Source organism: Bacillus sp. MYb56 (genome assembly GCF_002976445.1).
Classification (GTDB): Bacteria; Bacillota; Bacilli; order Bacillales; family Bacillaceae_G; genus Bacillus_A; species Bacillus_A mycoides.
This window is the reverse complement of the sequence record NZ_PCOH01000033.1, coordinates 1-21,869: the sequence shown is the minus strand read 5'-3', so window position 1 is coordinate 21,869 and position 21,869 is coordinate 1. Positions and strand designations below refer to the sequence as shown.

At 35.1% G+C, this 21,869-nt stretch carries 20 protein-coding genes and 1 pseudogene; 14 read left to right on the top strand and 7 right to left on the bottom strand.

All coding sequences use genetic code 11. The features are described from left to right. Positions 1–587 precede the first annotated feature (587 nt). From CQ058_RS26245 to CQ058_RS26220, 6 genes and pseudogenes are all read left to right on the top strand, one after another. Complete coding sequence (locus CQ058_RS26245; RefSeq protein WP_105590054.1) at positions 588–1,571, top strand: BclA C-terminal domain-containing protein; 984 nt, start codon at positions 588–590, stop codon at positions 1,569–1,571. 520 nt (positions 1,572–2,091) lie between these two features. Then, positions 2,092–2,712 carry an exosporium leader peptide-containing protein gene (locus CQ058_RS26240; RefSeq protein ID WP_105590053.1) on the top strand — a complete coding sequence of 207 codons (621 nt, stop codon included), beginning with the start codon at positions 2,092–2,094 and terminating at the stop codon, positions 2,710–2,712. A 296-nt stretch (positions 2,713–3,008) separates the two neighbouring features. After that, positions 3,009–3,473, top strand: coding sequence for a hypothetical protein (locus tag CQ058_RS26235; protein WP_002035352.1), 465 nt, complete (start codon positions 3,009–3,011; stop codon positions 3,471–3,473). Positions 3,474–3,758: 285 nt separating this feature from the next. Continuing rightward, the gene (locus tag CQ058_RS26230) at positions 3,759–4,901 is read left to right on the top strand and encodes an exosporium leader peptide-containing protein (protein ID WP_050551316.1); all 1,143 of its coding nucleotides are present in this window, start codon (positions 3,759–3,761) and stop codon (positions 4,899–4,901) included. A gap of 212 nt (positions 4,902–5,113) precedes the next feature. Beyond that, positions 5,114–5,332 (top strand): annotated as a pseudogene (locus tag CQ058_RS32435) (ImmA/IrrE family metallo-endopeptidase); the annotation flags it as partial. Positions 5,333–5,352: 20 nt separating this feature from the next. Then, positions 5,353–6,489: a site-specific integrase gene (locus tag CQ058_RS26220; RefSeq protein ID WP_002035357.1), complete on the top strand. Its 1,137-nt coding sequence runs from the start codon at positions 5,353–5,355 to the stop codon at positions 6,487–6,489. A gap of 360 nt (positions 6,490–6,849) precedes the next feature. Here CQ058_RS26220 and CQ058_RS26215 read toward each other — a convergent pair whose 3' ends face one another. Continuing rightward, positions 6,850–7,125 carry a stage V sporulation protein S gene (locus tag CQ058_RS26215; RefSeq protein WP_002035358.1) on the bottom strand — a complete coding sequence of 92 codons (276 nt, stop codon included), beginning with the start codon at positions 7,123–7,125 and terminating at the stop codon, positions 6,850–6,852. A 531-nt stretch (positions 7,126–7,656) separates the two neighbouring features. Here CQ058_RS26215 and CQ058_RS26210 point away from each other — a divergent pair. Then, positions 7,657–8,241 (top strand): hypothetical protein, encoded by a 585-nt coding sequence (locus CQ058_RS26210; protein WP_002127124.1) that lies wholly within the window; start codon positions 7,657–7,659, stop codon positions 8,239–8,241. Positions 8,242–8,435: 194 nt separating this feature from the next. Here the strand turns inward: CQ058_RS26210 and CQ058_RS26205 are convergent, their stop codons facing one another. From CQ058_RS26205 to exsG, 3 genes are all read right to left on the bottom strand, one after another. Next, a complete protein-coding gene (locus CQ058_RS26205; RefSeq protein ID WP_002127122.1) occupies positions 8,436–10,046 on the bottom strand; it encodes a lipase family alpha/beta hydrolase in 1,611 nt (536 codons plus the stop codon). Between the two features lie 263 nt (positions 10,047–10,309). Further along, entirely contained in the window at positions 10,310–10,519 is a 210-nt protein-coding gene (locus CQ058_RS26200) for a hypothetical protein (protein WP_002085943.1), read from the bottom strand. A 249-nt stretch (positions 10,520–10,768) separates the two neighbouring features. After that, the gene (gene exsG / locus CQ058_RS26195; protein ID WP_000395676.1) at positions 10,769–10,921 is read right to left on the bottom strand and encodes an exosporium protein ExsG; all 153 of its coding nucleotides are present in this window, start codon (positions 10,919–10,921) and stop codon (positions 10,769–10,771) included. A gap of 208 nt (positions 10,922–11,129) precedes the next feature. On the opposite strand from exsG, the gene CQ058_RS26190 reads away from it, so the two are divergent. From CQ058_RS26190 to CQ058_RS26160, 7 genes are all read left to right on the top strand, one after another. Continuing rightward, a complete protein-coding gene (locus CQ058_RS26190) occupies positions 11,130–12,224 on the top strand; it encodes an excalibur calcium-binding domain-containing protein (protein WP_105590052.1) in 1,095 nt (364 codons plus the stop codon). A 203-nt stretch (positions 12,225–12,427) separates the two neighbouring features. Beyond that, positions 12,428–13,135 carry an iron-sulfur cluster repair di-iron protein gene (gene ric / locus CQ058_RS26185; RefSeq protein WP_105590051.1) on the top strand — a complete coding sequence of 236 codons (708 nt, stop codon included), beginning with the start codon at positions 12,428–12,430 and terminating at the stop codon, positions 13,133–13,135. A 245-nt stretch (positions 13,136–13,380) separates the two neighbouring features. Further along, the gene (nirB, locus tag CQ058_RS26180) at positions 13,381–15,786 is read left to right on the top strand and encodes an NADPH-nitrite reductase large subunit (RefSeq protein ID WP_088265721.1); all 2,406 of its coding nucleotides are present in this window, start codon (positions 13,381–13,383) and stop codon (positions 15,784–15,786) included. Between the two features lie 15 nt (positions 15,787–15,801). Then, complete coding sequence (gene nirD, locus CQ058_RS26175; RefSeq protein WP_002127109.1) at positions 15,802–16,116, top strand: nitrite reductase small subunit NirD; 315 nt, start codon at positions 15,802–15,804, stop codon at positions 16,114–16,116. A 214-nt stretch (positions 16,117–16,330) separates the two neighbouring features. Next, positions 16,331–17,755 (top strand): uroporphyrin-III C-methyltransferase, encoded by a 1,425-nt coding sequence (locus CQ058_RS26170; RefSeq protein WP_105590050.1) that lies wholly within the window; start codon positions 16,331–16,333, stop codon positions 17,753–17,755. After that, a complete protein-coding gene (locus tag CQ058_RS26165; RefSeq protein ID WP_105590049.1) occupies positions 17,752–18,462 on the top strand; it encodes a sirohydrochlorin chelatase in 711 nt (236 codons plus the stop codon). Before CQ058_RS26170 ends, CQ058_RS26165 begins: the two co-directional genes overlap by 4 nt. Then, positions 18,455–18,925, top strand: coding sequence for a precorrin-2 dehydrogenase (locus CQ058_RS26160; RefSeq protein WP_105590048.1), 471 nt, complete (start codon positions 18,455–18,457; stop codon positions 18,923–18,925). Before CQ058_RS26165 ends, CQ058_RS26160 begins: the two co-directional genes overlap by 8 nt. 223 nt (positions 18,926–19,148) lie before the next feature. Here CQ058_RS26160 and CQ058_RS26155 read toward each other — a convergent pair whose 3' ends face one another. From CQ058_RS26155 to CQ058_RS26145, 3 genes are all read right to left on the bottom strand, one after another. After that, positions 19,149–20,066 (bottom strand): AEC family transporter, encoded by a 918-nt coding sequence (locus tag CQ058_RS26155; RefSeq protein ID WP_060749855.1) that lies wholly within the window; start codon positions 20,064–20,066, stop codon positions 19,149–19,151. A gap of 85 nt (positions 20,067–20,151) precedes the next feature. Beyond that, positions 20,152–20,895, bottom strand: coding sequence for an amidohydrolase family protein (locus tag CQ058_RS26150; RefSeq protein ID WP_002127101.1), 744 nt, complete (start codon positions 20,893–20,895; stop codon positions 20,152–20,154). Positions 20,896–21,370: 475 nt separating this feature from the next. Further along, positions 21,371–21,568, bottom strand: a complete 198-nt coding sequence (locus tag CQ058_RS26145; RefSeq protein ID WP_000737853.1) for a PspC domain-containing protein — start codon at positions 21,566–21,568, stop codon at positions 21,371–21,373. Positions 21,569–21,869 lie beyond the last annotated feature (301 nt).

The following is a 21,869-nucleotide window of genomic DNA, read 5'->3' as shown; positions in this document are numbered from 1 at the left end:
ATGACCATTGTATTCTTCTTATGCATGGAGTAGTTAGCTTTTGCTAGCTGCTCTTTTTTATTAGTCTGATTATAAAATTTTGTTCTTATTTATTTTTCACACCATATACTTCTAACCTAGACCCAGCTCATAGAGTTACCTCCTATCTTGAAGAGCACTTGTACATGGTGCTCTTTTTTAGCTTCCTCATTTCTACACAATGCAATTTTTGTGCAAAAGATACACACTCAATTAAAAATAACCTCATATGATATCTTCTATCCTCTCTTTTTAGAATAAATAGCCTTTACAGAGCACTTTCCAAAGTGCTCTAACTTTTACATATCAAATAGCGTTTTTGTTCCAATACTTCACATCCATGAAAAACTTACATTTGGTATCACGTACTCTTTTACACTAAGAGATTTGATCCGAAGAGCACTTATATATAGTGCTCTTTTTGGTATGGAATGTGAAATAAAGGCTTGCTCTTAAAACCTTTTATGTAATTATTATAGGTTTTTTCCTTACACCCGTGTGGTTGTTTACTCATAAGTTGTTAAAGTATAAATATAAATTGTTAGTTAATTTATAAGGGAGGTGAAAAAATGAGTAAATTTAAAAAGAATTGTCACATACCCTTTCAATGTGCCTTTCCTTTACCTCAAATAGGGCCTACTGGACCAACTGGAATAACTGGAGTAACCGGACCTTCTGGTGGACCTCCGGGGCCTACTGGGCCTACCGGCATAACCGGAGCAACTGGACCTTCTGGTGGACCTCCAGGGCCTACTGGACCTACCGGATTGCCAGGAACTGGTGGACCTCCGGGGCCTACTGGGCCTACCGGCATAACCGGAGCAACTGGACCTTCTGGTGGACCTCCAGGGCCTACTGGACCTACCGGAATAACTGGAGTAACCGGACCTTCTGGTGGACCTCCAGGGCCTACTGGACCTACCGGATTGCCAGGAACTGGTGGACCTCCGGGGCCTACTGGGCCTACCGGCATAACTGGAGCAACTGGACCTTCTGGTGGACCTCCAGGACCTACTGGACCTACCGGAATAACTGGAGCAACTGGACCTTCTGGTGGACCTCCGGGGCCTACCGGACCTACCGGATTATCAGGAATTGTTGGAGCTACTGGGCCTACTGGACCTACCGGACTTACAGTATCTGGGTTATCTCATTATGCTTATGTTTTCAATACAGCAACTCAAGTTGTTGCCTTAGAAGCACCTATTCTTTTTAATTCACATGGTAGAATGACATCTGGTTTTACTCATACGCTGGGAACTTCTCAATTAATGGTTCTTAATGCAGGAGATTATAAAATTTCTTTTTCTGTATCAGGAGTTGAGCCTAATCAATTCACACTTTTTTTAAATGGCGCTCCGGTTACCAGCGCAGTTTATGGATCAGGTGCAGGGACTCAACCAAACAACGGTCAAACAATTCTCGCTTTAGCTGCAGGTGATATTATTACCCTTAATAATCATATTTCCGCTGCTGCAGTTACTTTGCAGACTTTGGCAGGTGGAACACAAACGAATATAAATGCTTCGATTGTAATTGAAAAATTAATTTAATGATTTATTTCTTGAAACTCTAGCAGTTAATAACCTAGAGTGGATTCTTTTTTTAACAAGCAGTTAGCTTTTGCTAGCTGCTCTTTTAATTAAAATAACGCTTTTGTTTAAAAACTTTTCACATTTAAACCAGACAAGCATATGTTATTGTATGGAAGCTTTCCATTCATAGCATTCTACCTTTCTTATTTGAGAGCACGCTTATTTGTGTGCTCTTTTGTATTTGCTATGAAATAAGGATTTTATTTAGTTGCCATTAACCTTTTTATCCACTTTGAATATAGTATTATCATCCAAGTGAATACACAGGTCGCCCTGGACCAGCCTCCTTGTATTCCTTGTGTTCCTTGTATTCCTTGTACACAGAACCCGTTATAACTAGCGGGTTCTGTGTATTTTTATCTATACAATAACTATTTTGTTTAATTTATAAAATACAAGCGCTTGTCCATTTCATTTTGTTCTACCCCTACATTTACTATTAGTAATAAGAACTGAACTTTTCAGAGGTGAAAATATAATGGACGAGTTTTTATCTTCTACTTCAATAAACCCTAATTTAGTTGGACCTACTTTACCACCCGTTCCACCATTCACACTACCGACTGGGCCGACTGGGCCAACTGGGCCGACTGGACCGACTGGACCGACTGGACCGACTGGACCGACTGGACCGACTGGACCGACTGTATCACTATCAGTAGCTTACGGAACTTTTTGGCAAACGGAAATCATTACAGTCCCTTTCGAATCCCCTTTTTCTTTTAATCAGGCTGACCCTATGGTGGGGGGAATTTCTCTGTTAAATCCAACCACAATTAATATCACACAAGCTGGGGATTATCGAATTTCTTTCATTTCCTCGATTAACTTGACTGTAGCCCTTTCATTTCCTTATTCGCCTACCATTTCTATACTATTAAATAACAGTCTGATTCCAAATTTCAAAGCTACTTTCGGTCTTTCAATACTAGATCCAGAGGATGTAGATTGCGCTCAACTCATTGGAGACACTATTTTATCAGTCCCAGCCAACTCAACACTTCAACTTATAAATAATAGCTTTGTAGGCGAAACAGCCATTCGTACATGCGATAATGGAATAAATGCTTTAGAATTAAACATTATCAAATTAAACTAGTACAAGTACGCCTTTAAAACTAGGGGTTATTATGGCATCTAGTTTGCAGTTTCCAATGAAATTTTTGTACAAAGAATACACACAAAATCAAAAATAAATTCATAAAATATTTTATATTCTTTTCTTTTTAGAATGAATAGTCTTTACAGAGCACTTCCCCAAGTGCTCTTACATTTACATATTAAATAGCTTTTTTAATTATTTACGAGAGCGGATTTTATTATTTTGTACAAGCACCCTTTCCTTTTGTTTAATAAAATATATAGACATCTCAAAGAAAGGAGAGCAACATAAGTATGGCTGATTATTTTTATAAAGATGGTAAAAAGTATTATAAAAAACAATCGCATTCGGGCAATCAAAAAAACAACTGTTTTATCGAGACTCATACAATTGCTGGTTCTGAAGAAAATGTAAATGGAAATATACCTGTATCTGTTTTCCTTGAAACCACCACTCCACAAACTGTATTTGAGGATTTTACAAACAATCATAATAAAACATTAATTCAGTTATTCGTTGTCGGTATGAGTGCACCTGTTCAAGTAACTATTCTAACAAGAATATCTACCAGCCCAATTAATACTATATTACAACCCGCTCAAACAAAAATATTTCAAGTTGAAGATTTTCAAAGTCTTACTCTTACAAAGCAGGAAGGTCCTACTAGTCTAGTTAGCTTATTTGTTCAAAAAACATTTTGTATCTGTTGTAATGAGAATAACGATTCATGCGATGAATATTACAAAGAATGTAATTAATAGATTAAACCACCAGAAGAATCCTTTATATAAAGGGTTCTTTTTCTTTCACTTCCCTCATTTTCAAAACCATTTTAGAATCATACTCAACGATTTTTCTATACATTCCTCATTTCCCCGTTTTTTTATTAAAATAACGTTTTCATTAAATTTTTCCAGTAATATTCTTCTTTTCCAGTCACAAATATGTTCATATTTCATTAATACTGTGCATCTATTAGATACGATTAGAAATTTTTTTGGAGGTGAACTATGTCAAAGAAAGATGAACTGAATTTATTTTAAATTTTACATGCTGCTGCATTAAACCCAGATTTAACCGGGCCCACATTTCCTACTATCCCACCATTCACATTTCCTACAGGGCCAATTGGACCTACCGGCAACACTGGGCCTACCGAACCTACTGGACCACCCGATGGGCCTACTGGACCCACTGGACCTACCGGGGACACTGGACCTGGATGCATAGAACCTCTACCAATATTCACTCAAATAGTCTATGTAAACAAAGCTGGTAATGACGTTACCGCTGATGGTTCTGAATGTGACCCGTTCTTGACAATTACTGCAGCAATGGCATCTATCATAGATGCTTCACCAGCTAAACGCTACGCTATCTCTATTGGACCTGGCACTTATACAGAACCATTAATTCATTTAAAAGCAAATGTACAATTAATCGGAACTAGTACTTTATTAACTAGATTAGCTATCCCCTTCGATATTAATGATCCGTCATGGTTTGAAAACGGATTTCAAAATGATAATCGATCTGGATTTGTAGACCTGACATTATTAACTGGACCACTTGATTTTAACTTTGTAACTGCAAGTAGTTTTAGTGGGAAGTTATTCTTTGTTAGCGTTAATATAACCCCTACTCCTATATTCACAGCTTTAACTACTTCTGTGAATCAAGTTAATATCCGTGACTCAATGTTATCCGCTGGTTATACTCAAAATGGCATTAACATGGTGATGTTTGCTTCATTCGTTTCTAGTGGGAATATTACTATTAATTCACAAGCAACAACAGATACCCAAGTCAATTTAGTAGGTGGCGGAATAAATGGTAATGTCATCATTAATGTGCAATCTGGTCATATTCCAATTGACCCTTTAAATTTAACCAGTTTTGCTATTACAGAAAACATCTTCAATCCCAGCCCTAATTCAGGGAATTTAATTGTTAATGGCGTTAATAACGTTATTACAAGAGTGAGAGCGACAGTTGATTCTTTACCTATTCGTTCCCCAGTAACTCTTATAGGCACAAATACATCTTTAATTAGAGTTGATGACGTTTTCGATTTAGCTTATACACCTATTAATCCAGTGAATTGGGCAGTTCCTCCTCCTACTACAGTACAGGAAGCTTTAGATAGAATTGCTGCATTACTGGCAGGAACTATCGGTACTCCCTAAATACCTTAGAAAGAGCTTAAACCCTATTTTAATAAGAGCTAAGTTGCTATGGTATGTGAAAGAAAAGTCTCTTCAAATCTTATTGGAGAGACCTTTTTTAATTTCTAAGTAAATCCAATATCAAAAAATGAATCTATATGATAAACAAAGTATTTATCTCTTAACAAAATTCAAATTCGATTATAGTAACTGTGTTTTTCGTTCTTCCATATTATCAAGAAGCAAAGGCTAAAAACTTCGCACAACAATTTTGCGTACCTACTTTTATGTTACGAAAGCTACCTCCCCTACAGTTAAAAGCATATATAATCTCAGAAAAATTCAATGTAACAACACAATTTGCTGAAAAAAGGCTTTTACATTATAAAAATCAATTATTAGCAAGTAAATTACAGAATCAATTATCACTATACCGCAATTTTCAAAACTAACGATACAGGAGGTATTGAATATGAAAGGAAGTTTTCGTAAACGTGGAAATACGTGGTCTTTTACAATAGATATCGGTATAAATCCAACTACAGGAAAGCGACAGCAAAAAAGTAAGAGTGGATTTAGAACAAAAAAAGAAGCCCAACATGCTGCTGCAACAATGATTACAGAGATAGAGAAAGGAATATATTTTGATGACAAACAATTAACTGTTTTAGATGTATGGGAAAAGTTAAAGCCTCTTCGTAAAGCTGAATTAAAAATTACATCTTATGAAAAAGACATGAGCTTAGTTAGGCTCTATATCCTTCCCCCATTTAGTTATAAAAAAATTAAAAGTATTAAGCCTGTAATGATTCAAAGCTACTATGCTGAACTTAAGGAAAAAGGACTATCAAATGGTACAATCAGCAATATCCACCGCTGCCTAAGATGCATTTTCAAACACGCTGTAGAATGGGAAATCATACATGATAATATAATGAATAAGGTTAAAAAACCACGTGAAGAGCAAGGTGAGATGAAAACATGGTCCAGCGAAGAATGTAATCGATTCCTCCAGTATCTAAAAGAAAAAAATATTAAGTACCATATGTTCTTCTTACTTGCAATCTATACAGGTATGAGACGCGGAGAATTACTTGCACTAACATGGAAAGATATTGACTTTGATAATAAACGTATCCTGGTTAATAAATCGCTTGTAAAAACAGAAAAAGGACTTTTTAAAGCTGCTACAAAAACTAAGTCTTCAAATAGAAGCATTAGTATCTCTTCTTTTGTTATAGGGAAGTTACAATCCTACTACTCCTATAAAAAGAAAGAATTTTTCCGCTGGGGTATACACTTGAATGAAGAGGCCTATATTTTCACTGGAAATACGATACATTCGCCCTTACATATAGATGCTCCCCATCGCTTTTTGAATGATCACTATAAAAAAGCTGGTGTTCCCCGAATTCGTATACACGACTTACGACATACTCACGCTACACTCATGCTTCAGGCTGGAGAACACCCTAAAATCGTACAAGATCGCTTAGGACACTCATCTATTCAAATGACGTTAGACAAGTATAGCCACATCACACAGAACATGCAGCAACAAGCAGCGGAAAACTTCGAGAGCATAATCAAATCTAATGAAAACACCTGATAAAAAATGAAAAGATTTAATGTGAGCAAAATGTGAGCATCGAGGGAAATCGCCACTTATAAACCTTGATACAATAAGGTTTTTCATACTATATCGTTGAATCTTGGGAGAAGAATGAGCAGTTTTAGAATTGTTGATTTTAAAAAACATAAAAACCTCAAAAATGCCAAATCCCTTATGTCACAAAGGATTTGGCATTTTTAAGTTTCTAGAAAAACCCGCTAAATATAAAGAGGAATTAAAAGTCATAAATCCGGTACAATACTGTATCCACGCCCAAGGAACTGTCAAATGAAATAACGTGTCTAACTTTTTGGAGTCTATTGACCTTTTCAAATCCCCTTATATTAATGCTCGCTATTAAGATCTTCTCCTTCTAGGACCTACAATTAATTTGATTGCTGTTCTTTCTTGATTATCGATAGTAACCTCTTGAAACGCTGGAACAAGAACCAAGTCAATGCCACTTGGAGCTACAAAACCTCTTGCAATCGCAATTGCTTTAATCGCTTGATTTAAAGAACCAGCTCCAATCACTTGGATTTCTACTTTGCCACTTGCTCTTAGTACGCCCGCTATTGCACCTGCCACTGAATTCGGACTTGATTTTGAGGATACCTTTAATATATTTTCCATGTAAGTTGCTCCCTCTATTATTTAATCTCTCTTTTCTTACTGTTTGAAATATAACTAACGTATCTTTAACTACTATTCGAAATAAATACAAACAATTCTGTATAATTACATTCATTCGATATTTTTTGCCTTCTTCCTGCACAACTACATAAATAAAAAGCGACGACTAAGTTAAAAACTTAATCATCGCTTTATCCATTTCTCTGTTTCACTAAAATGCTGTCCTTTAAATACTTCTCTTCTTTACTTTGGCGATATACTATCTTAAAGTTTAAATACTTCAACATTTTAAAACCTTGGATAGAGTTATCTGCTAAATATTCATCCTTTTTCTTCTCCAAAATTCATTACATAGAATATTCTAACTCCATTTTTTTGAAAACTATATCTCCTCATTAGAGCACTTTATATTATGCCAGCTTTTTATCCCAAATCTATTACCTTATATATGGACAAGTATACACGCCAATTGCTTTTCGATTGCATAAACTACTATGTGTTATACATTTATTAATAATAGGAGGTAATATATTGGGTTCATACTATCATTCTTCAAGTTCATATAAAAGATCTTCATGCCACTCTTCTTCTAGTTCATATAAAAAATGTTCGTGCCATCAATCTTCCAGTTCGTATAAAAAATGTTCATGCGACCATTCACATAAATCATCTAAGCCTGCTTACGGCACTTTTTGGCAAACTGAGTTTATAACTGTTCCTTTTGGCGGTTCTTTTCCGTTTAATCACGTTGGCCCTTTGGCAGGAGGAGTTTCCTTATTAAATCCGACTACTATACAATTTAGTAAAGCTGGTGATTATAGAATTTCTTTCATTTCAAGTATTAACACTACGTTAAATCCTGTATTTCCCCATATTCCAGTCATCACTATATTTTTAAATAATAATCCACTTGCTAATAGTCAAGGTGATTTCGCTTTTCAAATGAATACTTCATCAAATAACGAATGCCTTCAACTAGTTGGCGAAACTATTGTTACGGTGCCTGCTAATTCAACTCTTCAACTTAGAAATAATAGTGGTTTCAATCATCAAAGTATTGTAACTTGTGATAATGGTATAAATTCAGTTGAATTAACAGTTACAAAACTAAGTTAATACTATTCCCTCACATTCAGATGCTAATTCAGCATCTTTTTTATTGCATAACGTTTTTTTGATTCCTATCGTCCTCTTATAGAACATAAACTCCTATTTCACTTTTCTATTCATCTAATAAACATGAAAAAGTGCCGAAATCCTTCTTCCACAAGAATTCGGCACTTTTTTTATTAAAGCCGATTCATTCTTTCCTACTTCTCCACATAAACCGATTTAACTATCGTACGATTATAAGGTTGTCCTTCCTTATTCATTCCTTTCATATCAATTGTAACGTTATATACACCTGGCTGTTCTATATTTTTCAAAGCACCTGTAAATGTAGTTGTATTAATGTTTTTCGATTCATTTGATTCAGAAACTAATTTTCCATCTTTATTAATTACTCGTACTGTTACTGAAAGATCGCCTTTCATTTCTGGAGCTACAGGTGATTTTTTGAGTTTATACTCTGCTTTATTTACTTTAACCTTTGCCGGCATTTGAAGGACGAACTGAGCATCTTTTTTGTAATCGGTCACGATTAAATATGCATCTTTCGGCTGCTTCGCCATCATTTTAACTTGCCATTCTCCTGCTTCCATTTTATCAAATTTAAATGTTCTTATAGTGGCTCCTTTAAAGAGAGATTCACCTTCACCAGTAGATACAGCACTATCTTTATTTGTATAAACTTTTCCTTTTGGAGATATTAGTTGTATTTCTACATCTGAAGAAGCTGTTAAAATAGAAACTACCCCTTCTGCTTTTTTATCAACTGCGACAGTTTGTCCTACCCACTCATTTTGTGACAACTCTCCTCCTAAAATAGCTTGATTAGAAGTTGTGTTTAATTGTTCTACCTTATCCTCTGAACTATTACTCGGGGCTAATAAAGCTGGTACTGGTACATTTACTGTCCGTAAATATGGTTCAATTCGTGCGAAAACGGCTGAACCTTTTCGTATATTATCATGATCAAATCGTGAATCTGTAAATAAATGTGTTCCATATGGTAACTTAGCACTCCATTCGTTCACCAATCCATCATTAGAACCGTATGATGACAAATACAACCCGCCCATAGATAGTGCTGAAAAAACAGGTCCCCAGCTTGTCCCAGTAGCCGTATAGTAACGGTTTAATTTAGCTGCAGGATTATTATCTATTGTAGAACGAAACTTTGCCATTTCACCTATTTGCAATGAATATGTCCCATCATCTTTTTGACCTAATATAGAGGCAAGCCATCCTGCCCACCAACTATATGATAAATCCGCTAAATTGGATCCGTAATGCGGAGTGGCAAGAGTAATAACATTTCCAACAAATCGATTCGCTCCATATCCAACTAACGCAGCTTGTGTATCAATACCACCTTTACTGTGAGCTACAATATTTACTTTTTTGCCAAAATGATTATAAATCTCTTCAAGCTTTTGTGCTAACAATTTTCCATTGTCCCATTGGCTAGCTGATCCTTTGCCCGCGGCATCATATAATTGAATAAATACAGTTTGATAGCCTGCTTTCAAAGCATAATCGTACATATCATTCATCTCATGATATACTGTCTTTCCATACCAACTATCCGCATTACCATTTCTTCCTTGTACAAAGAGAATTGGTGTTTTATTCTCATCATAATTAGCAGGTTTCTGACCTAAAAACCATTCTCCAGGAGTAAATACTTCTTGATCTGGAAAGCCAGTCTTAAGCTCTGTTACAACCTCCGCGTGTACATTTGCACTAAAAACCAGCGGACTCATAAAACAAAGTACAATAAATAATGCGATACTCCTTTTCATAATTCCCATTAACATCCCCCTTTTTCTCCTGAAAGAAAACGCTGCCATTCCGTTGAACACCAATTGTTTTAAATTCCATTTAATCAATTACTTTTACGTTACAATATAATAAGAAATTAATAGCCGCATTTCTTTCTTATCAAACGTTATTCTCTCAACATTTCTTCATTCCTTTTTACAATAAGCGTTTTGAATATTTCTCAATAAAGCTTTCTCTTTACAAAAAAAACTGCGTATAAAAGGTCTCTTTAATAACCTTTTATACGCAGCTTCTTTGTTTAAAACTCGATGATGTACTCATCATCATATTTATCGTATTGCAAACCCGCTCCTATTTTGAATTCTGTAACTTGATCTCTTAGAAATGGTGCATCTTCTATTTTACTAGTTGCTATTTCAATCCCATATTTTTTTGTTAAATGCGCTAATTCTATTAAAAACCATTCTCTTCGTAATACGACTGGAATATCATACGTTCGTCTTTTCATATATACTAGCACCTCTTCTATTTTCATTATTGAAAAGAATATCACTTCTACTTTCGATACACTTTTTAAAACTATCGTTCATCATCAAAGGCCAATGAAACATTATAGTATATGCATGTCCGTTTTAAACGTGCTATGGCAAAAATAATATTAAAAAACTTAAAAAGTCTTATTTAGTTTACATAAAAAAATTATGTAATAGTAAAAGGGGAAGGCTTGTCCCTCATCCTTTTACTATCAAAAGCTAAATTAAGAACATCTTGGTACACCTAAAGCTAAGAATAAACCTGCTACTCCTGCTGTAATTGGCACTTTCAACGTAATAACATCGTCTACTTTTGTTACTAAAAAGTAAGCATTCCCTTCTTGTAACACGCAATTCACTAATAATTGAAATTCCATTCAAATCTCCTCCTTTCAATCGATATACTATAATTTATGAAATCTCTTTCAAAATGTAATAGTAAATATATCTATTTTCCCTTATATACGAAATAAACGTTTATACATCTATTAAAAATATTAATTTTCTAAATTAATATAAAACGTGTAATATCCAATAAGTCCCTATATAATCAATAGAGAAAATCTTACAAATGGAGGTATGAAAATGGCAGTTTTGAGTAATATTGGTGTAGCTTTATTTTTTATAGCTTTTATTCTTTTAATCTTATGTATCATTTCATTCTTTAAGAAAACTGGAAAAACAAAACAATATGGTCGTCCTACTGTTATTCTTTTTATGATTTCAATTCACTTAATAGGAATGGGCACTACAAAATCTGAACACCCAGTCATCGATTTTTTTGCTACTTTAAGTTTAATTTTATTTATTTTTTTCCTTGTTCTAGCAATCTTATCCGTAATTAAAAAGACAGGTGTAGCAAAAAAACAATTTATTATCACTGCTATTTTATTTGTCATTTTTGTTGCATTATCAAGTATTTCAGCTCCTTCTTCTGAAAAGACGGCAGCCACTAGTAAAAAAGTTGCTTCTAACAATGCAGAACAAAAAGAGAGCGAGAAGAAAAAAGAATTAGAAAAGAAAGAAGCGGAAGAACAAGCTCTTAAGCAAGAAGATGAAAAGCGTCTAGCTGATGAACAAGCTCGTAAACAACAAGAAGAGCAAAAACGTCTAGCTGATGAACAAGCTCGTAAACAACAAGAAGAGCAAAAACGTCTAGCTGATGAACAAGCTCGTAAACAACAAGAAGAGCAAAAACGTCTAGCTGATGAACAGGCTCGTAAACAACAAGAAGAGCAAAAACGTCTAGCTGATGAACAGGCTCGTAAACAACAAGAAGAGCAAAAACGTCTAGCTGATGAACAGGCTCGTAAACAACAAGAAGAGCAAAAACGTCTAGCTGATGAACAGGCTCGTAAACAACAAGAAGAGCAAAAACGTCTAGCTGATGAACAGGCTCGTAAACAACAAGAAGAGCAAAAACGCCAGGCTGATGAACAAGCTCGTAAACAACAAGAAGAGCAAAAACGCCAGGCTGATGAACAAGCTCGCAAACAACAAGAGGATCAGCAAAAAGTACAGCAAGCTCAAACACAACCAGCTGCAAGTAACAATAGTAATGTAACTTACAAAAATTGTACTGAAGTTAAAAACGCTGGAAAAGCTCCATTATATAGAGATCAACCAGGTTATAGCTCTAAACTTGATCGTGATGGCGATGGAGTTGCATGTGAAAAATAGTAGTAAAAAAGAAGCTTCTAGTAAGCTTCTTTTTTTATTATCAGAAACTATTGCGACGAATTACCCTCCCTCTCCCTTTTATAAAACTCATTTTATTATTCTCAAAAATGACACATAATAAGTGATTTAAATCACCACATTGATTTTAATTTAACGCTATTCTTAATTTAGATATTACATTTAAACTTTATGGAGGCATTCATATGAAACATACATTTACTGAAACTTCAATTATCGGTGAGATTGTTACACAATTTCCGAAAGCTAGTGATCTTTTTAAATCATATAGAATAGATTTTTGTTGTGGTGGTAGTAGACCACTTATTGATGCAATTAATGAAAGAAATTTATCGGCAACAGAGGTAATTACAGAGTTAAATACGCTTTATCATAAAACAAAACTATTAAACGAATCTGAAATTGATTGGAAAAATGCTTCTTATCAAGAATTGATTGATTATGTTGTAAATAAGCATCATCGCTATTTAAATGCAGAGTTGCCACAGTTAAGTCCATATGTGACGAAAGTATTACGCGTTCATGGGGTAAGTCAGCCTCATTTAGCTCAAATTCATAAACTATTTCATGAACTTAAAATGGAATTAGAACAACATTTAATTAAAGAAGAAACGGAAGATTTCCCATTAATTTTAGAATTCGAACAAAATCCAACTAATGAAAACTATGCAAAGTTACGTAAAGTAGTAGATGCGCTCGAAAATGAACATAACCACGCTGGCAATATTATTAAAGAACTTCGTAAGGTGACAAATGACTTTACTCCACCAGAAGAAGCTTGCGGCACTTATCGCCTTGTTTACCAGCGCCTTGAAGCCATTGAATCTGATTTATTTGAGCATATTCATTTAGAAAATAATATTTTATTTCCGCGTGCAATTTCAAGAGCATAAATAAAGTGCAGGACATGAGTATAAATGCTCCTGTCCTGCTTTTTCATTGTGTAAAAAATATTTACACTTCTCCTCTACCCATATAACCATATTCCCTTTCGCTTCTCCCTTCACATAAATCCGAATTTTAACAATTTGTGAATCATTATAAAAATGTGATAAATATCACATCTCCCCCTTTTTTAATTTTCTATAATGGAAATATAATTCTTTGTTCAACTTTTCACATAGAAAGGGAAATGAATATGAAAAAACGTTTAGTTATGATCGGGAATGGTATGGCTGGCATACGCTGTATGGAAGAAATATTAAAACATGATAGTGATTCATATGAGATTACTATTTTTGGAGATGAACCACATCCAAACTACAATCGCATTATGCTCTCTCATGTTCTACAAGGCAAAACAAATATGCAAGATATCATTATGAATGAATATAGTTGGTACGAAGAAAACGAAATAACTTTATATACAAACGAGAGAGTTCAAAGTATTAACCGAGAAGAAAAAATCATTATTACAGAAAAGAATCGTACTCTTACATACGACAAACTCATTATCGCAACAGGTTCTAGTGCTTTTATTTTACCAGTTGAAGGTTCCACCCTTCCTGGTGTAACAGGATTTCGAACAATTGAAGATACACAATTTATGATGGATACCGCTAAAGAAAAGAAAAAGGCCGTTGTCATTGGTGGTGGATTACTCGGTTTAGAAGCCGCAAGAGGTCTTATTGACTTAGGAATGGACGTACATGTTGTTCATTTAATGCCTAGCTTAATGGAGCAACAACTAGATACGAAAGCAGCTTCCCTATTGCGTGAAGATTTAGAAGCGCAAGGCATGAAGTTTCTAATGGAAAAGAAAACTGTAAAGATTCTTGGTACAGACCATGTTGAGGGCATTCAATTTGAAGATGGTGAAGTTGTAGATTGTAATTTAATCGTGATGGCTGTTGGAATACGCCCAAATACTCAAATAGCAAAAGATGCTAGTTTACTTGTAAATCGCGGCATTGTAGTCAATGACTATATGCTAACAAATGATGAATCCATTTATGCAGTTGGAGAATGTGCAGAACATGACGGTATCGCATATGGACTTGTTGCCCCTCTTTATGAACAAGGCGCAATATTAGCAAAACATATAACGAATTTACAAACTAATGGATATACGGGCAGCATCGTCGGTACACAGTTAAAAGTTGCAGGTTGTGATTTATTCTCTGCTGGTCAAATTTATGAAGATGATCAAACGAAAGCAATTTCAATCTTTGATGAATGTAAACGTTCCTATAAAAAAGTATTAATTCGTGACAATAAAGTCGTCGGTATCGTTTTATATGGTGATGCAACTGATGGTACACGCCTCTTTAGCATGTTAAAGAAAGAAGAAGATATACAAGAATATACAGCCGCTTCCCTTCTTCACAAAGCTGGTGAAGAAAGTGAACTTGACGTTGCTACAATGAGTGCGGATGACACAATTTGTGGATGTAATGGCGTTACGAAAGGTACAATCGTTCATGCCATTTTAGAACAAGAGTTAACTACTTTTGAAGAAGTTAAAGGATGCACGAAAGCCGCAGGGTCTTGTGGTAAATGTCGTCCGCTTGTGGAACAAGTTCTAGCTCATACACTCGGAGATGCTTTTGATGCTTCTGCGCAGTCTGCTGGTATGTGCGGATGTACAACTTTATCACGTGACGAAGTCGTAGCCGCCATTCACGAGAAAGGTTTAAAATCGCCAAAAGAAGTACGAAATGTACTCGGTTTTGCACATGAAGACGGCTGTTCGAAATGTCGTCCTGCTTTAAATTACTATTTACGTATGGCGATTCCGGAAGAATATGTAGATGATAAATCATCCCGTTACGTTAATGAAAGAATGAATGGTAACATCCAGCATGATGGTACATTCTCTGTTATTCCACGTATGTACGGAGGCGTTACAACCGCAGATGATTTAATGAAAATTGCTGAAGTCGCAAAAAAATATGACGTTCCTCTTGTGAAAATTACAGGTGCGAGCCGAATCGGCTTATATGGTGTTAAGAAACAAGATTTACCTAACGTATGGGCTGACTTAAATATGACTTCTGGATATGCGTACTCAAAATCGCTTCGTAATGTAAAATCATGTGTTGGTTCTCGCTTCTGTCGTTTCGGTACGAAAGATTCTTTAGGACTTGGTATGCTCCTTGAACAGTCATTAGAAATGGTAGATACACCTCATAAAATGAAAATGGGTGTAACGGGTTGTCCACGTAACTGTGCGGAAGTACTGACGAAAGATTTCGGCGTTGTGTGTGTTGAAAATGGATTCCAACTGTATATCGGCGGAAATGGTGGTACGGAAGTACGTGAAGCTGATTTTGTAATGATCGTCCCTACTGAAGACGATGTCCTTCGCATCGCTACAGCTTACATGCAGTATTATCGTGAAACTGGTATTTACGGAGAGCGTACTGCCTACTGGACAGAACGTTTAGGCTTCGATCACATAAAAGAAATACTACAAGATGCAAGTATGATTACTACGCTAAATGAACGTTTCCAAACAGCTCGTAGCACATATACGGAAGCTTGGGGACAAGCACTAGAAACGAAGTCTTTAAAAGCGATGTATGAAGTAGAAACTGTGAAATAAGGAGCTGTGATCTATATGATACAAACGAAAGAAAAAATAAAAGTTATGCGTGCGGAAGACCTTCCTATTCAAATTGGTAAAGAGGTACAAATGAAAGGTATGTCTATCGCCCTATTCCGCCTTTCAAATGGCGATATTCGAGCTGTAGAAAATCGTTGTCCTCATAAAAACGGACCGTTAGCGGAAGGAATTGTATCTGGGGAATTCGTCTTTTGCCCACTACATGATTGGAAAATTTCATTACTAACAGGTGAAGTCCAAAAACCGGATGACGGTTGTATTCAAACGTACGAAGTAGAAGTTATTGACGGTGACATTTATATAAAGTGAAACTTTAATCAGCGGGGATTGGTTCATCCCCCGCTGATTATTAGCCCTCACCAATCGGGCTTTTACGGACAGTTGATCCCCACCTAACTATTTTGCTTTCGCTGAATTTTGAGGTAGGGGTCTTACTGCCCGGCAAATAGCGGGATAAACATGTAATTTACGAAAGGAAGCCTCCTCTGGCTTCCTTTTAAATAAAAAATGATGAGGTGCGATTATGAACGGATATGTATATTTAGTTGGTGCAGGACCAGGTGATGAAGGGCTTATTACAAAGAAAGCGATAGATTGCTTAAAGCGTGCAGATATCGTTTTATATGACCGTTTATTAAACCCTTTCTTTCTTAATTATTCAAAAGAAACATGTGAATTTATTTATTGCGGAAAAATGCCAAAGAATCATACTATGAGACAAGAAATGATTAACGCTCATCTCCTTCAATTTGCACAAGAAGGAAAAATCGTTGTCCGCTTAAAGGGCGGAGATCCATCTATTTTTGGCCGTGTTGGTGAAGAAGCAGAAACTTTAGCAGCAGCGGACATTCCATATGAAATTGTACCAGGTATTACATCTAGCATCGCCGCTAGTAGCTATGCAGGTATCCCCCTCACCCACCGCAACTACAGTAATAGCGTTACTTTACTAACTGGGCATGCAAAAGGTCCTTTAACCGATCATGGAAAATATAATTCATCCCACAATAGCGACACAATTGCCTACTACATGGGTATAAAAAACTTACCTACAATTTGCGAAAACTTACTACAAGCAGGAAAAAAAGACGATACGCCAGTAGCAGTCATTGAATGGGGTACAACTGGAAAACAGCGCGTTGTCACAGGAACACTTTCAACCATTGTTCCTATCGTCAAAAACGAAAATATTTCTAACCCTTCTATGACAATTGTTGGTGATGTCGTTTCCTTACGGGATCAAATCGCTTGGAAAGAACGTAAACCATTGCATGGTAAAAAAGTTTTATTTGCATCCGCAACAAATAAAACCAGTTTCATGAAGCAAAAGTTACAAGAATGCGGTGCAGAAACATATCAAATTCCAACTTTCAAAAGGGAAGAATACACATTAACATCTGAACAAATCAATGAAATTTTTAACGTTGATCGCCTTGTATTTTGTTCAGATGAAAGTGTAGAAATCTTGATGCGATCATGTAGTAAACACCAGAAAGATATTCGTTCCTTACAGGCGAAACTGCAGTATATGAACGTTGCCACTCAAGAAAAACTTATGCAATATGGGCTACTAAGTAAACAAGCAGAGTTCTCTTCCGGTACAACTATTTATTTAAGCAGAAATATTAATCGAATTGGTTTTATTCAAGAAAAAATTGGTGCTGGGTCTTATATGATGACTCATGAGTATACAATTGATCATCGCTTCGATGAAATTCATTCTCGTATGCTTTCTGAGTTCTCATGGGATAGCATTGTGTTTGACGGCCGTGCTTCACTTGATACATTTTTATCAGAAATAAAACGACTTGGCTTTATCGATATTCTTACTCTTCCCTTCTCGTATACCGACATTCCAACGTTACACTATGCGAATAAAGTTGGTTTTCATAATGTAGATGAGCAATTACAAGACATGATTATGAAGAAAGATTTGGTGGTACGATGAAAGGAATTGTATATGTTGGACACGGTAGTCACCTGCGAGAAGGTAATGAACAATTCATTCACTTTATTCAATCTGTTATGAAAGAACGTAACGAAAGGAGTCAAAAAATAGCTTTTCTAGAACTAACGACACCTACCATTTCGGATGCAGTTACAGAAGCAATACTAGAGGGTGCAACTGAAATAATGATTGTACCTGTTTTATTATTTGCAGCAGCTCACTATAAACGTGATATTCCTTTTGAAATAGAGCAACTACAAAAGAAATATCCTCAAATAACATTTTCAGTTGTACCACCTTTTAGTACGCATCCACATATGGTTGAACTTGTAGTGAAAAGAATACGTGAAACTATGCCAAAGCAAGATAGTAGCGTTTTACTCGTAGGACGAGGCAGTAGTGATCCACAGCCGATACATGAGTTACAACAAATCGGAGCAGCGGTCGAACGAAAACTCGGTATGCCAGTATCGTGCTCCTTTTTAACGAAAGGAGCGCCCTCTTTTACTGCTGAGCTCAAGACGATAACATCGACTGCGTCCCATGTATATGTCATGCCCTACCTTCTCTTTACCGGTTTGTTGCTTCAAAAAATTAAGTTGCATACAAAAAAATATGATCACATCACGACTTGCAACTGTCTTCAGTTTGATACATATATGAAGTTAACATTATTAGAACGAATGGAGGAATGTGTGTATGTATAACATGTGCCCTCTTATGTTTAATTTAGATAAAAAAGTAGTTGTTATAGTTGGTGGTGGTAAAATCGCATATCGGAAAGCATCTGGATTAAAAGATACAGGCGCTTTTGTCACCGTTATCAGCCCAGAGATTTGCGAGGAAATGAAGGAACTTCCTTATATTACTTGGAAGCAAAAAACTTTTAGTAATGATGATATTAAAGATGCTCACCTTATTTATGCAGCTACAAATCAACATGATGTCAATATGATGGTCAAACAAGCCGCACATGATTTCCAATGGGTTAACGTTGTAAGTGATGGCACAGCATCATCCTTTCACACACCTAGTGTCATCCGAAATGATGAATATATTGTAACGATTTCAACTTCCGGTAAGGATCCATCGTTTACAAAGCGTTTGAAGCAGGAACTAACATCTATATTTCCTAAACTTATAAAAAAGCTTTCTCGTACTCACAAATAATAATCTATTTCTTAGCTAAAATAGTAATTACCTTTGGACAAACGTTTTTTAGAAGCGTTTGTTCTTTTTGTTTTGGTTCCTTTTTTGAATTAAGCCGCTTGATTATCAGACATGGTACAATTGTAAACGACACCCAATATATCAAAGACTGTTTTCTTCTCATATCGATGGGATTTCCGTCCATCATTTACCGCCTCAAGTCTATCCGTTTTTGCACGTATATTCAAAACAAAATATATGACAAATAAATAACGACAGTTACTGTAATAATGCTGAAAAGTGTTGAAAATAAAACGATTTGTGCATGTAGTTCAGGCTCTATTTGATACTCCATAGCAATAGTTGCTGTATTTCTTGAAGTAGGAAAAGAACTTGCAATAAATAATGATTGTGCAACAATACCATCAATGTTTAGTAGGTATATCATGGCAAGTGCTAATAATGGTCCCATCAATAATCTTCCAATTAAAGCCCATGTTATGACTCGATGGAAAAAATTAAGCTTAATGTTGGATAATTGCGCTCCTAGCAATATGAGTGCTATTGCAACAAAACTATTCGCAAGCTGATTAAGAGGTAGAAAGATAGAATTAGGTATTTGAATTGTAAAAGATTGAAAGAGAACCCCTAATATGAGTGCATGAAATACAGGCAGTCTTAGAAATGATTGAATAATACTTCCGATTGTTTTTGTTGCTGATAGTAAGTTATATATCCCGTATGAATAAGTTAAAAGATTCTGGAAAATCACAATGAAAATCTGAATGGAAACCCCCACTGGATTGTGACTGAAAATCAATTGACTTACTGGTAATCCATAATTACCGGAATTCATTAACGAAATGCTATTTTTTAGAGCTGCACTTTCTCCTTTTTCTAACCTTAATGTTTTTGAAATGAAATGACTTACTATCATCACACTCAGACTGTAAAGTATTAAATAGTATATTATCTGGAGCAACAAACCTGTTTCTATACTAATATCATATATATTCACAAATACAGCCGCTGGCATCAAGCAATAAGTAATAAGTGTAGATAGCTGCTTTAAGTTAAATTGGAACTTTCTTTGTAAGATTGCACCAATTAGAATCAATATTAATATTGGTAATATCACGTCTAATATAATAAAAACAAACATTTAATACCCCATTCTAAATACATTATAGTTGGATTAAACTCTTTACTAAATATGGATACAGTTAATTCAAATGTAGCCCCTGACGCTACCCAAAATACCATTTGAAAGCATTCGTATACAGGATTTTATCGGTAGCTTGTTCATCAAATAGCTGTTGAATCAATTTGATATCTCCATACTCAAAAGGTCTTTTTGCTCTTGTAGATGGTAAATCTGTTCCAAACATAAGTGCATCTGGGTTAACTTCATAAATCGACTTTAAGGCATTCTCAACATCTAATTCGACACGACCAAAACCAGTAGCTTTCACATGTACCCCTTTATCAACTAGTTTTAATAAATGTGGTAAACCTTCTTCTGATAACCCTAAATGGTCAATTGATATAGCTGGTAACTTTTCTATAGTGGATGCAATTTCGGGCAACTCTATTGCATCCATATAAAGCTCACTATGCCATCCTACTAAATCATGAACTCTTCTAGCAAAGTAATCCAGCTTCGATAAATCTTCTGAACCACCTCTTTTAATATTAAAGCGTAATGCTTTTACCCCATTTTCATTTAAATTTAGTATTTCTTCATCCGTCACTGTAAAAGGTAATTGTGTTACGCCACAAAATGTTGAACCCAACTGTTTTAGTGCCTTTAATAAATATTCTTGATCAAACCCTTGGAAAGAACCAGATACGATCGCTCCACCAATTACATTCAAATTAGGAGTTTCATTCTGATAATCTTCTACAACAAAGTTGGGTGGAAAATACCCTTGGTTCTCAATAATCGGAAAATTAAAATCAACAATATGAAAATGTGCATCAAAAATTCTCATTTCATTTCCCTCCCCTCTCTTTTCTTTAACATATCAAATATGACTCATAAAGAAAATTATGGATTATTTATACAAATTCATAATTTTATCTTATCGACCTAAACTTTATTCTTTATTTTAAGTGTACTTTTTCACAATATCCATTAGCCTTACCAAAAAATCTGGCCCTAAAAAATATGAAGTTTTTTCTTGTTATAAATACCTTCATATATTTTTAAAATTTCTGGATATTTCTATATATTTATATATAGTTTTTAGAAAATGGCGACTATTTATCGATTCGTTAGCGATCAATAGTCATCGTTTAATTCAAAAGTTATTATTTTCGTTCTCGATATATTCCGAATGTTTTATGAGGATTTTTCGTTTGTTCATTTCAGTCTTATAACAATCGTACTATTGCTTTTACTTTGGAAACTTTCAATAGACAAAAAACAGAGTTCTCGATTGTGGAATTAGATTTAAGTTCATACATTTATCTCTTAATATCTTTATCTGTAGGCAAAACAATTGCAGCTATTATATAAAGTAACACCGTAAATCCACTAGTAAAAAAGGCTGATAATGCAGTTACTATTCGAAGGATACTTACATCAATTCCATACTTATCGCTTAAGCCACCTAATACACCTGATACTTGTTTATCTTGAGTGGACTTATATAATTTTTTCATCTAAACACCCCGATCCAATTAAATATTTGTATGCTAAAAATTAGTTCTATCTTTGGAAGAGATTTAAACTTTCTTTAACTAACCCTTTAATTGAATAACATCTGATATCTATATTTTAACATAAAATTCCATAAAACTTCTGTTTTTCATTTTTAAACCACATTATTTTAGAATACAAGTGTTTGTTAAGTTAGCAATAAAAAACATATCGAAGCCTATTACTAAAAGAACCCTCCTAGATTACTTTGAACTGTACCCCGAATCATGGACACTTAAAAAAAGCCCCATGATTCGGGGTTTT